Origin of the sequence: Streptomyces sp. NPDC046712, from assembly GCF_040645695.1 — a bacterium.
GTDB lineage: Bacteria > Actinomycetota > Actinomycetes > Streptomycetales > Streptomycetaceae > Streptomyces.
In genome coordinates, this window is sequence record NZ_JBEYYW010000013.1 from 108,859 (window position 1) to 120,419 (window position 11,561).

General features: G+C 73.6%; 9 protein-coding genes and 1 tRNA gene. 1 reads left to right on the plus strand and 9 read right to left on the minus strand.

Annotated features, from left to right (window positions below):
• Nucleotide 1 precedes the first annotated feature (1 nt).
• The 5 genes from ABZ939_RS18880 to ABZ939_RS18900 form a co-directional block, all read right to left on the minus strand.
• On the minus strand, nt 2-2,188 hold the full coding sequence (locus tag ABZ939_RS18880) for an FAD-dependent oxidoreductase (RefSeq protein WP_361855934.1): 2,187 nt from the start codon (nt 2,186-2,188) through the stop codon (nt 2-4).
• Nucleotides 2,181-3,773 carry a class I tRNA ligase family protein gene (locus ABZ939_RS18885; protein WP_361855936.1) on the minus strand — a complete coding sequence of 531 codons (1,593 nt, stop codon included), beginning with the start codon at nt 3,771-3,773 and terminating at the stop codon, nt 2,181-2,183. The genes ABZ939_RS18880 and ABZ939_RS18885 overlap by 8 nt, the downstream gene beginning before the upstream one ends.
• Nucleotides 3,770-4,273: a cupin domain-containing protein gene (locus ABZ939_RS18890; RefSeq protein WP_361855939.1), complete on the minus strand. Its 504-nt coding sequence runs from the start codon at nt 4,271-4,273 to the stop codon at nt 3,770-3,772. The genes ABZ939_RS18885 and ABZ939_RS18890 overlap by 4 nt, the downstream gene beginning before the upstream one ends.
• 266 nt (nt 4,274-4,539) lie before the next feature.
• On the minus strand, nt 4,540-5,427 hold the full coding sequence (locus ABZ939_RS18895) for a hypothetical protein (protein ID WP_361855942.1): 888 nt from the start codon (nt 5,425-5,427) through the stop codon (nt 4,540-4,542).
• 4 nt (nt 5,428-5,431) lie between these two features.
• A complete protein-coding gene (locus ABZ939_RS18900; protein ID WP_361855945.1) occupies nt 5,432-5,638 on the minus strand; it encodes a hypothetical protein in 207 nt (68 codons plus the stop codon).
• Nucleotides 5,639-5,915: 277 nt separating this feature from the next.
• Between ABZ939_RS18900 and ABZ939_RS18905 the strand changes: the two genes are divergently transcribed.
• Complete coding sequence (locus ABZ939_RS18905) at nt 5,916-6,950, plus strand: LuxR C-terminal-related transcriptional regulator (protein WP_361855948.1); 1,035 nt, start codon at nt 5,916-5,918, stop codon at nt 6,948-6,950.
• Nucleotides 6,951-7,053: 103 nt separating this feature from the next.
• On the opposite strand, the gene ABZ939_RS18910 is transcribed toward ABZ939_RS18905, so the two are convergent.
• The 4 genes from ABZ939_RS18910 to ABZ939_RS18925 all read right to left on the minus strand — a co-directional run bounded on the left by ABZ939_RS18910 (nt 7,054) and on the right by ABZ939_RS18925 (nt 11,467).
• The gene (locus ABZ939_RS18910) at nt 7,054-7,776 is read right to left on the minus strand and encodes a hypothetical protein (protein ID WP_361855951.1); all 723 of its coding nucleotides are present in this window, start codon (nt 7,774-7,776) and stop codon (nt 7,054-7,056) included.
• A 716-nt stretch (nt 7,777-8,492) separates the two neighbouring features.
• Nucleotides 8,493-8,569, minus strand: a tRNA-Thr gene (locus tag ABZ939_RS18915).
• A 97-nt stretch (nt 8,570-8,666) separates the two neighbouring features.
• On the minus strand, nt 8,667-10,217 hold the full coding sequence (locus tag ABZ939_RS18920; protein WP_361855954.1) for an alpha/beta hydrolase: 1,551 nt from the start codon (nt 10,215-10,217) through the stop codon (nt 8,667-8,669).
• Between the two features lie 47 nt (nt 10,218-10,264).
• Nucleotides 10,265-11,467, minus strand: a complete 1,203-nt coding sequence (locus ABZ939_RS18925) for a DNA polymerase III subunit delta' (protein WP_361855957.1) — start codon at nt 11,465-11,467, stop codon at nt 10,265-10,267.
• Nucleotides 11,468-11,561: the final 94 nt, after the last annotated feature.

Genomic DNA, 11,561 nt, shown 5'->3' on the forward strand with positions numbered 1-11,561 from the left:
GTCACGCGCCCGAGAGGATGTCCATGGCTTCCGACGCGGCGAGTTCGGCCGCCGCGGGGGCCGTCTTGAAGCCGGCGCCGGACCAGCCGGTGGCGAGCACGATGCGGCTGTCCGACCGTTCCCGCCCGAGGTGGGGCAGGGAGTGCGGGGTGTACAGGTCCACGCCCTGCCGGCCGCCGAGGAAGCGCGTGGCCGGGTCCGCGAGCCACGGCCAGCGCGCGGCCGCCCCTTGGCGGATGTACGCCACGTGCTCGTCGGTCAGCGTGTCGTCGCCCCCCGCGGGTACGTCCCACTCGTCGACCGGCCGCCCCGCCATGTACCCGCCCGCCGCCTCCCCGGTCACCTGGGGCCGCCCCCAGACGCCGGTCACCATGTCGACGACGGTCGGCAGACCGGCCGTGTCCGGGTGGTGGAAGAAGCCGTACCGGATGCTCTTGGTACGCCCGGCGTCCGAGCCGCTCAGCCGGTGCCCGGCGATCGCCCCGGTGCCGCTGCCGGCTGCCAGGACGACGGCCAGGGCCTCGACGGGCCCGCCCGGTTCCAGGAGGACCCGCACCCGGTCGGCCCCGGGCGGCGCGACCAGCTCCCGCACGCGGGCGGGCAGCAGCCGGGCGCCGTGGGCCAGGGCCCGGTCCCGGTAGACGCGGGCGGTGCGCGGCGGATCGGCGTAGCCGCCCTCCGGCTCCCACACGGCCGCGGTCACCCCGTCGACCGCCAGCCCCGGGAACCGCTCCCTGAGCGCTCCCGGTGCCAGCAACTCGGCGGGCACTCCGGCACCGTTGAGCTCGGCGACGCCCTTCTCGGCCTGCTCCAGATCGGGGTCGCCGCACAGCACGAGCGACCCGGTCGGCACGAAGCCGTACGGTCCCGGCACGAGGGCGGCGGGCCCCCAGGCCAGCTGGTGGCTGCGGAGGGCGAGCCCCCGCAGATACGGGTCGGGCTCGAAGGCCCGTACGAGACCGCCGGACCAGGCGGTCGCGTGGTCCCGGCGCCCGTCCATCGGGGCGACGAGCGCCACCCGCGCGCCCTGCCGGGCAAGGACGGCGGCGGTCGCGGCCCCGACGACCCCGGCGCCGACGACGATCACGTCGTACGCCCTGCCGCGGTGTCCTCCGGCCTGGGACGGCGCACGCGACGGGACCGGGACCGGTACGAAGTCCCAGCCCACGCTCCCCTCCACCGGCTCCCCGGTCGCGGTGAACGCCCGGTCGGCGTGGGCGCGTACGGCGGCGAGCAGAATCCGCCCCGTCCGCTCCGGGTCCTCCGTGAGGGCCCGGGTGGCCGCGTCGAAGGCGGCCATGACGTGGGTCTCCGGCCCCCCGCGCATCCGGGCCACCCTGGCGGCGCCCCGGTTCGCGTCCCCGAGGAGCTCGGAGAACTCGTCCACCGCGCAGTCGTCGGTGAAGTACAGCTCCCCACCGAAGCCGGCCTCCCGCCACTCCCGCCCGACCCGCGCGGCCCCGCCGTGCGTCCCGCACACGACGAGCGCGGCGAGCGCCGCGGCGTCGGCCCCGGGCTCGGGGACGATGTCCGGCACCGGCGCCGGTGGCCGTACGCCACCGGCACCGGAAGCCAGCGGGCCGACTCCCGGCACGGCGCCGGTCGCCGGGCCACTGCCGTCCGAGACCACCGGCCCGGCCGGGAGACCGGAACGGGGGCCCGAAGCGGCGACATGCCAGGCGTCCCGTACGAGACGGGCCAGGCCCTCCCCGTACGCCGTCCCGTCGTGCGTGACGGCGATCCGGGTGTGACCCGCCGCGCCGACGGCCGTGAGCAGGTCCGTCGCCTGGGCGCGGTCGTCCGGGCACCAGCGCAGCACCGTGCCCGCACTGTCGGCGAGCAGGTCGGGCGTGGTGGCCAGCGGCAGCAGGACGGGCAGGCCGCCCGCCCGGTAGACGGGAAGCGCGGCCCGCGCGCCGGCGCTGTTGAAGTGGCCGATCACCAGCGTGTGCCGGCCCTCGGCGACCACGGCCTCGGCGATCTGCCGGGCCGTCTCCGCCTCTCCCCGGTCGTCGTACAGCTCCCAGTTGACGGCTCCGTGCAGGGCCGCGGCCCGTTCCAGGTGCTCGCCCCAGGCGGCCCGCGGCCCCGAGAAGGGCCCCACGACGGCGCCCCGCGGCAGCGTGGACTCGGCCCCGGCGGCACCCACCGCCCCGGACCCGGAATCGGCCGATTCGGGCTCAGCCACTGAAGACCGTCCCGGGCCAGGCCACCAGCGGCGCCCCCGGGACCAGCGGCGTCAGCGCCACCGCGTCCACGGGCCGTACCGCCGGAAGGCCGAGGAGTTCCGCCAGCCGGGCCGAGCCGTACGGCAGCGCCGGCGCGGCCCAGGCGGACAGCGCGGCGGCCACGGCGAGCTGCGCGGCCAGCGCGGCACGGTAGGCAGGGGCGCCGGTCGGCCGCTCCGCCTCGAAGCCGTTGACGTGACCGAAGTCCTCGGCCAGCGCGACGACTTCGTCGAGCAGCGCGACCGCGCGCCGGGCGTCGTAGCCCTCGACGCCGTACGCCTCCCGCAGCTGACCGACGGTCTCCGTCAGCCGGGCGCGCAGCCGCTCCCAGGCGGCCCCCTGCGGCGCCTCGGCCGGGACCACGCCCCCGATGTCACCGACGGCGGTGAACAGCCGGCCCAGCCAGCCGTCCCAACGGTCCGCGAGCCGGGCGCGGCTGATCTCCAGGGCGGCCGAACTGAAGCTGGTCTGGCGCCCGTTGGGCCGGTCGGACAGCACGTGGTAGCGCAGCACGTCCGCGCTCGTGCGGGCCAGCTCCTCGTGCGCCCAGATCGCGTGGCGCCGGCTGGTGGAGAACTTCAGCCCTTCGAGCCGGTAGAACTCGTTGACCACGAATGCCTTCGGCAGCGCGATCTCCGCGTCGTACGCCCGGAACGCCGCGGGGAACAGCACGGCATGGAAGTAGCCGTTGTCGAAGCCGAAGAACTGCACCGGAGCGGGCGCGGGACCGGTCTCCCCGGCACCCGTCCACTCCAGCAGATAGCCGGGGGCCATCTCGAACCACACGTAGATCCGCTGCTCGGTGAAGCCCGCGACCGGTACCGGCACGCCCCAGTCGGAGGGGTGACTGACGGCGATCTCGGGCAGCCCTTCCTCCCACATCCGCTCGCACAGCGCCCGCAGGTGCGGCGGCATGTCGACCTGCTCCCAGAAGGCGGCGAGCTGCTCCTCGAAGGGGGCGAGGGGGAAGTAGAGCCGCTCGCAGTCTCGGAGTTCGGGGGTGGCGCCGCAGCCGGTGCAGACCGGGTCGATCAGATCGGCGCAGTCGTTGGGGCGTCCGCAGGGCTCGCAGGCGTTGCCGTTGGAGCCGGAGCCGCAGTGCGGGCAGTCGCCCTTGAGGTACGCCTCGTACAGCCAGCGCTCGCAGCCGGTGCAGTACGGCAGCGGCTTCGTACGGGCGACGATGTGCCCGGCGCGGTACAGCCGCTCGAAGAACTCCTGGACGGCCGACTGGTAGCCGACGTCACGGCGCGGACGGACGATCGCGTCGAAGTCGGCGCCGGCCTGCCGCCAGACGGACTCGATGGAGGCGCCGTAGCCGTCGGCGACCTCCTCGCCCTTGCGCCCGCCGTCGTTGAGGCCGCGGACGGGGACGTAGCTCTGGTGGTCGTCGAGGCCGGTGGTGTACCGGACGGCCCCGGCCCCCTCGGCCACCAGGAAGCGGCGCAGCACGTCACCGGCGAGGTACGGGCCGGCGAGATGGCCGATGTGCAGGTCGCCGTTGGGCGTGGGCGGGGTGGCGGTGATCCAGTGCGTCGCGCTCACGCGGCGACCTCCTCGTTCTCGGTACGGATGGCGGGCTCGCGCAGCGGCCAGTAGAGGGAGACCCAGCTCAGCTCTTCGTCGCCCGTGTTGTGGACGACGTGCTCCTGGTTGCGGGGCAGGACGACGATGTCGCCTGTGCGAAACGGCGGTTCGAGCTCGCCGTCGAGGGTCACGCTTCCGGTGCCGGAGAGGATGATCATGACCTCGTCCTGGTTGTGGCAGTCGGGGTCGGAATCGCCGCCGGGCCGCAGGAAGCAGGCCATGGCGCCGACCGGCGGCTCCTTGTCCCCGCCGGGCCACGGAATCAGCCGCTGGCAGGCGAGGCCGAACTCCTCCTCGGCGGAACTCCGGTCGATACGGAAGCGGTTCGGACTGCGGTCGGCCATGGCCTCTCCTGTGCGGTGGCCCCGCCGGACCGGCGGGGTGGTGTCGGCGCTGCCGTACGGGGTGACGGCGGCGGCCGGCTCTCCCGGGGGCAGGATGGGTGCGGTGAAGGGCATACGGGTCTCCTGAGGCGGTCGGCGTCGGCGCAGGGCGGGGCGGGCGGAGCGGGGCGGGCGCACGGATCGGAACGGTTCGCGGGACGGACCGCGCAGGGGTCGAGACGGTCGACGGGACGGACCGCGCAGGGTCGAGACGGTCGACAGGACGGACCGCGAGACGGTCCATGGGACGGACCGCGGGACGGACCGGGGCTTGCGGGACGGACTGGGGCGTGGACCACGGGCGGACCGCGGCGGGGCTGCGATGGGCGCCGTTGGCCCCTCTAGCCCGCGCCGAGTCCTCGTACCGCCGCCACCGGGATCCGGGCGAGGCCGGCCATGACCTGGCGCGGCCCTGCCTCCCAGCCGTACCGCCGCTTGAGCGGGGCGAAGTGAGTGGCGATCAGTTCGAGGAGCGGGCCGATGTCGCTCGGTGCGGCGCCGAGCAGGGCGAGGAGCTGTTCGGTGCGGGTGATCCCCGCCCCCGGGCCGACCCCGTACACGGCGGCGTCCTGCCAGGTGGCGCCGGCGCTGCGGGCCACCACGGTGTTGTGCAGGGCGAAGCCCTGGTTGTCGTGGGCGTGGATGCCGACCGGGGCGGGCACGGCGGCGCGGGTGGACTGGACGAGTTCGATGACCCGCTCCGGGCGGAGCGAGCCGAGCGAGTCGACGAGGAAGACGGCGTCGAGCGGGCCGAGCGTCGCCGTCTCGGCGAGACATCGGTCGAGCTCCGGGTAGGAGGCGAGGTCGATCTCGGTGAGGAGGAGACAGACGCCGAACCCGGCTTCGCGCAGCCGGCCCAGCGGGGCGGCGGCACGCGCCACCTGGTCGTAGCGGACAGCGACGCGCACCAGGCCGACGGGGAGCGGGATGGCGGCGATCCGGTCGGCGATCCGGTCGGTCGCCGCCGCGGCGGCGGTGTCTCCTCCGGGCAGTTCGGCGGCGTCGAGCAGGACCGCGAACCGCGGCCCGTACCGCTGGGTGGACGCGACCGGAAGAAGATCGGGGAGCAGACCGCCCGTCCGGTGGGCCGGATCGCGCACGTGCCCCAGTTCGATGACGTCGATGCCGAGCCGTGCGCAGACCGCGAGGTAGTCGGCGACCAGCTGCGGTGACGGCGTGCCGCCGGTGAGCTGCCCGCTGGTGCGCAGGGTGCAGTCGAGCAGCGTCATACGGTCATCCCCAGCCGGTGTCGTTGGTGCCCGGGCCGGGGGCCGGAGCGCCCCAGCCGGTGTCGTAGGTACCGCTGACGACCGCCGCTCCCCATCCGGTGTCCTCGGTACCGGCGCCACTGCCGGCGAGCTGCGCTCCGGTGACGGTGGCCAGGCCCGCGAGGGCGGTGATCAGGGTGGCGTACACGGTGCTGCGGATCCGCCGCTTCATGTCGTCTGCTCTCTCTTCCACGTTGAGTAAGTCCGGGTGTTTCCAAGGGATGTGCGTGGCTCGCGTGCTTCACGAGCTCTGTGAGCTTTGACCTTGTGGGCGGTGAGATGAACGTATCCGGGATTGCATGACTATCGGGGGGACCGCATGGCTCATTAGGCTGCATGGCAGCAAGAGGACGCTGTCACAAGCGGGGGTAAAGGTGGCGATAACAGACAGAAGTGAGAGGCCTGAAGGGCTCGCGAGCGGCCCTGGCGGCGGCTTCGCGATCGGCCTCATGGGCGCGACTCCGGGAGAGGGACTGCCGGACGGCCTCGCGCCCGACGATCCACCGGCCCGCGTCTACACGACGATCCTGGGACGCGACCCGGAGCTTCCCGCGCACCCCGCGGACCTGGCCGAGGAACTGGAACTCCCGCTCGCACGCGTGGAGTCCGCCGTGTCGGCCCTGCTCGACATGGGCCTGCTGCGCCGCACCCCGGAGCGCGGCGTCCTGCCGGTCCCACCGGACGAGGCGGTCCAGCGCACCCTGGGCCCGCTGGAGCGCGAGATGCGGGCCCGGCGCCTGCACATGGAGCGCACCCGCGAGCAGTTGATGGCGTTCATGCCGCTGTACGAGACGCATCTGGCCCAGCTGACCCATCTCCGGCAGGCGGAGTACGTGGAGGTCCTCACCGATCTCCGGGCGGTCCGGGAGGCCATCACCGAACTGGGCCGCACCTGCGAGAGAGAGGTCATGACGGCCCAGCCGGGTGGCGGCCGCCGCGCCGAGGTCCTCGAGGAGGCGGTCGCCCGCGACGAGGAACTCCTGCGCCGCGGCGTCCGGATGCGCATCCTCTACCAGCACACCGCCCGCTTCTCCTCGGGCACCTGCGCCTACGTCGAGCGGGTCGGCAAACTGGGCGCCCAGGTGCGCACCCTGGACGACGAGTTCATGCGGATGCTGGTCTTCGACCGCGCGACGGCGGTCATCCCCGTCCCCGACGACCCGAACGCGGCGGTCCTGATCCGCGAACCCCACGTGGTCTCGTTCATGGTCGGCGCGTACGAACGACTCTGGCTGGAGGCGCTCCCGTTCGAGACCGAATGGGACCGCCAGACGATCATGGACATCTCCGACGAACTCAAGCAGACGATCGTCCGCCTCCTCACGGAGGGCCTGACCGATGCCGCGATCGCCCGCCGCCTCGGCCTCTCGGTCCGCAGCTGCCGCCGCCACGTCGCCGACGTGATGGCCGCGCTCGGCGCCGAAAGCCGCTTCCAGGCCGGCTACCTCCTGGCCCAGCAGGAACGCGACCAGCCGCCGGGATAGCCGCGGAAACCGCGCAACCCCGGCTCGGAAGGATCCGAGCCGGGGTTCGACAAAGCCGCCATGTCCCGCTCATCGAGCGGGGGACGGCCGGGTGTCGGCATGGTCAGCCGAGGCACACCACGAGCACGCACACCTCCGTCGGCGACGTCGAGATCAATGCGGGGCGGGGCTGGGACGCGCCCGAGTCCTTGTTGTCGGCGGTCGCGGGCGCCGACGGTTGCTGCGTTGCCGTATCGGAGCGCACGGGGGCCGTGTCGCCTGCGGATGGGGCGGTGCTCTGCGGCTGCGGGATCGACGACGAGGCCGGACGGGGAGGCGCGGCGGCATCCGGCCGAGCGGCGGGCGGCGGTGTGCGGGGCGGGGCCGCGACGGACTGCTGTCGCGGGACACCGGTCGTCGTCGGCTGCGGCTGGGACGCGGGGTGTGACGACGGGTGAGTGCGCCCAGTTGTGGGCGGTGTGGACGCCGGCGGGTTCTGCTCGGGCGTCTGCTCCTCCACGGCGCCCATACTCCGCTGGTCCGGCGCCGTGGCCGCCTGTGCCCGGTCCGTTGAGTGCCCGTCCATCGAGGTGATGGTCAGGCTGCCTCCGACGAGTGCGAAGGCGCCGGCGACCACGGCCCGGCGCTTGTTCTTCTTCCAGCGGGCCAGCTGGCGACGGCGCGCCGCCCTCCCCTGCTGCGCGGGCGGCGGGCCCTCTACGTCGACGGCGAGGGCGTGCGGGGCCGCGTCCCTGTCAGCATGGAACTCCGCCTCGTCGTTCAGGGGTCTGTCGTGCCACGCGCCGGAGGTCGTGGACTCCGGGTGGGCCGCTGTGACCGGTGTCATGGCGGGAGCGGAACCGATGCGGCCGCCGGTGGCGTGCGGGGCGATGTCCGGGGCGTAGGCGCCACACCCGGGACACACCAGGGCGCCGTTGAGATGCCGACGGCACGAGGAGCAGTAATCCATCTGCAGTCTTCTGGTCTTCCTGGGCGGACTGCGCCGTCGGCCCGCCTGGGCCACGGCCTGGTCGTGTTTCGCATAGGAGATCGAGCGGCCAGCCACGCTAACGAGGCTTTCGAAAGGCTGTGTGCAGCCTGTGTGATGCTCCTGCGAGGGTCTTGGGCCGGTAGTTCCGCTGCCTGATGCCGCGCAAACACTCGCGCGCCCGGATTCCTTCGGGAGGGAACGAAGCAGGTCGTTCGGGCTGCCGGAACAGCCTCCCGGCCCGGTGTGTGCGCAATTCGTGGCCAAGCCATGAGCGTGGCAAGTACGCGCCCTCAAAAGGGTGTCGGTCTCGCGACCATTCCCGTTTGCCCGTGACACATCGGACGCGCGGCACGCTGTGAGAAGTGACCCCGGGCGGGGTCATGGCGCCCATCCTCCGAGGGGGAGGTGCACAGGCGCCGAGATGCAGGGGCAGGCTCGATTCCCCCGTGACCGGGCCTGCCCCTGCATCCGAGAAGGACCGAGACCGGGGACAGCCGAGCAGGCCGCACCCGCCGCCGCGTCCGCCGAACCAAAGAACCCCAGCTCAGACAATGTCCGGGCTGGGGTTCCAATGGAGCCGCCTTCGGGATTCGAACCCGAGACCTACGCATTACGAGTGCGTTGCTCTGGCCAACTGAGCTAAGGCGGCATGCCGTGCGTTCCCATGGTGGGTGCAGCGGCCTCGCCAAGTCTACACAGTTTCCGGGGGTGCTCCTGACCACCCTCCGCGTGGCCCGCGCCACCCCTCACGTGCAGCGCTTGCCGTCCTTCGGGGCGGTGCCGTCCAGGAGGTACGTGTTGATCGCGGTGTCGATGCAGTCGCTGCCCCGGCCGTACGCCGTGTGTCCGTCGCCCTCGTAGGTCAGCAGGGTGCCGGAGGCGAGCTGGTCCGCGAGGGACTCGGCCCACTTGTAAGGGGTCGCCGGGTCGCGGGTGGTGCCGACGACGACGATCGGGGGCGCGCCCTCGGCGGTGATGCGGTGGGGGGCGCCGGTCGCCGGGGTCGGCCAGTAGGTGCAGTTCAGGGAGGCCCAGGCGAGGCCCGCGCCGAAGACGGGGGACGCCTTCTGGAAGGACGGCACCGCCTTCTCGACCTCGGCCGGTCCACCGAAGGCGGCCGGGAGGTCCAGGCAGTTCACGGCCGCGTTGGCGAACATCAGGTTCGCGTACGAGCCGTCCGCCTCGCGCTCGTAGTAGCTGTCGGCCAGGGCCAGCAGGCCCGATCCCTCGCCGTCGATCGCCCGGGTCAGCGCCTCGCGCAGCTGCGGCCAGGCCCCCTCGTCGTACATCGCCGCGATCACTCCGGTCGTCGCCAGGGACTCCCCGAGCTCGCGGCTCTCGCCCGTCGGCACGGGCTTGGCGTCGACGTCGCGGAAGAACTTCTTCAGGTTGTCGCCGGCCGCCGCGACCGACTCGGTGCCAAGGGGGCAGTCCGACGTCTTGATGCAGTCGGCCGCGAACGCCCGGAAGGCCGTCTCGAAGCCGGCGGTCTGGTCGCGGTTGAGGTCGACCGCGGGCAGCGAGGGGTCCATCGCCCCGTCCAGGACCAGTCGTCCGGCGCGGGCGGGGAACAGCTCGGCGTAGGTGGCGCCGAGGAAGGTGCCGTACGAGGCCCCCACGTAGTTCAGCTTCTCGTCGCCGAGCACCTCCCTCAGGATGTCCATGTCGCGGGCCGCCTCCACCGTGGAGACATGCGGCAGGACCTTCCCGGAGCGCTTCGCGCAGCCCGCCGCGAAGCCCTTGAAAGAGGCGGCGAGGGCGTTGGTCTCGGTGGCGTCGTCGGGCGTCTGGTCGACCTGCGTGTACGCGTCCATCTGCGGGCCCGTCAGACACTCGACGGGCTCGCTGCGGGCCACCCCGCGCGGGTCGACGGCGACGATGTCGTAGCGGGCCCGGACGGGGGCGGGGTAGCCGATGCCCGCGTACCCCTGGAGGTAGCCGACGGCGGAGCCGCCGGGGCCGCCCGGGTTGACCAGGAGCGAGCCGATGCGCTTGCCCGGGCCGGTGGCCGCGACCCGGGAGACGGCCAGCTCGATGTCCCCGGCCTCCGGCTTGGCGTAGTCGAGCGGCACGCGGAGGGTCGCGCACCGGAACTGCGGCACACCGCAGTCGCGCCAGGCGAGCTTCTGCCCGTAGTAGCCCCGCAGGGCGGCCGGAGCTGCCGCCGGGGACGGCGGCACGGCCGACGACGGAGTCGCGGGCGCGGCGGCGTCGCTGCCGCCCGTGCAGCCGGAGAGGATCAGCCCGGCGGCCGCGAGGGCCGTGGCGGACATACGGAGCAAACGCCTGGAGTCCATTCCCGGAGCGTATCCGTACAAGTACGGACCGTGTCCAATCGCCGTGATCAGCCGCGCAGGGCCATCGTCATCGCCTCGACCGCCAGCAGCGGGGCGACATTGCGGTCGAGCGCCTCGCGGCAGGCGAGCACCGCCTCGATCCGGCGCAGCGTCCGCTCCGGGGCGGTGTCACGGGCGATCCGCTCCACGGCGTCCCGTACGTCCTCGTTGGCGATCGGCGTCCTCGCCCGGAGCTGCAGGGCGAGCACATCGCGGTAGAAGCCGGTGAGGTCGGTGAGCGCGAGGTCCAGGCTGTCGCGCTGCGTACGGGTCTTCCGCCGCTTCTGCCGCTCCTCCAGGTCCTTCATGGCCCCCGCGGTGCCGCGCGGCATCCGGCTGCCCTGGCCGCCGCCGAGCGCGGCCTTCAGCTCCTCGGTCTCCTTGACGTCGATCTCCTCGGCGACCTGCTTGGCGTCCTCGCCGGCCGCGTCGACCAGCTCCTGGGCCGCCTTGAGGCAGCCGCCGATGTCGTCGACGCGCAGCGGGAGCTTCAGGACGACGGCGCGGCGGGCCCGGGCCCGCTCGTCGGTCGCCAGTCGGCGGGCGCGGTCGATGTGTCCCTGCGTGGCCCGGGCGGCCGCCGCGGCGACCTGGGGCTCGATGCCGTCCCGGCGTACGAGCACGTCGGCGACCGCGTCCACCGGGGGCGTCCGCAGGGTCAGGTGGCGGCAGCGGGAGCGGATGGTCGGCAGCACGTCCTCCAGGGACGGCGCGCAGAGCAGCCACACCGTGCGGGGCGCGGGCTCCTCGACGGCCTTCAGAAGCACATTGCCCGCGCCCTCGGTGAGCCGGTCGGCGTCCTCCAGGACGATCACCTGCCAGCGGCCGCCGGCGGGCGAGAGCTGGGCGCGCCGGACGAGGTCGCGGGTCTCCTTCACACCGATGGAGAGCAGGTCCGTGCGGACGACCTCGACATCGGCGTGCGTCCCGACGAGCGCGGTGTGGCAACCGTCACAGAAGCCGCATCCCGGGGCCCCGCCCAGCGCCCGGTCCGGGCTCACGCACTGCAGCGCGGCCGCGAAGGCGCGCGCCGCGGTCGCCCGGCCGGAGCCCGGGGGGCCGGTGAACAGCCAGGCGTGGGTCATCCTGGACGCATCGGGAACGGGCTCGCCCGCGGCATGGGTGGTCACGAGGGCATCGGCGTCCCGCGCCGCGGCGGCGAGCTGCTCCTCGACCCGCGCCTGTCCGACGAGGTCGTCCCATACGGCCATGTCTGCCCCTCCTCAGGTACGCACTCCATTGTGGGGCAGCCCTACGACAACGGGTCGCGGGCAGAGGCCCGCGACCCGTTTCAGTTCCTGCAGG

Excerpts from the sequence above, each read along its gene's own strand:
- ABZ939_RS18890 (WP_361855939.1), bottom strand. The coding sequence starts at position 4,273 with ATGCCCTTCACCGCACCCATCCTGCCCCCGGGAGAGCCGGCCGCCGCC.
- ABZ939_RS18895 (WP_361855942.1), bottom strand. The coding sequence starts at position 5,427 with ATGACGCTGCTCGACTGCACCCTGCGCACCAGCGGGCAGCTCACCGGC.
- ABZ939_RS18900 (WP_361855945.1), bottom strand. The coding sequence starts at position 5,638 with ATGAAGCGGCGGATCCGCAGCACCGTGTACGCCACCCTGATCACCGCC.
- ABZ939_RS18905 (WP_361855948.1), top strand. The coding sequence starts at position 5,916 with ATGGGCGCGACTCCGGGAGAGGGACTGCCGGACGGCCTCGCGCCCGAC.
- ABZ939_RS18910 (WP_361855951.1), bottom strand. The coding sequence starts at position 7,776 with ATGACACCGGTCACAGCGGCCCACCCGGAGTCCACGACCTCCGGCGCG.
- ABZ939_RS18920 (WP_361855954.1), bottom strand. The coding sequence starts at position 10,217 with ATGGACTCCAGGCGTTTGCTCCGTATGTCCGCCACGGCCCTCGCGGCC.
- ABZ939_RS18925 (WP_361855957.1), bottom strand. The coding sequence starts at position 11,467 with ATGGCCGTATGGGACGACCTCGTCGGACAGGCGCGGGTCGAGGAGCAG.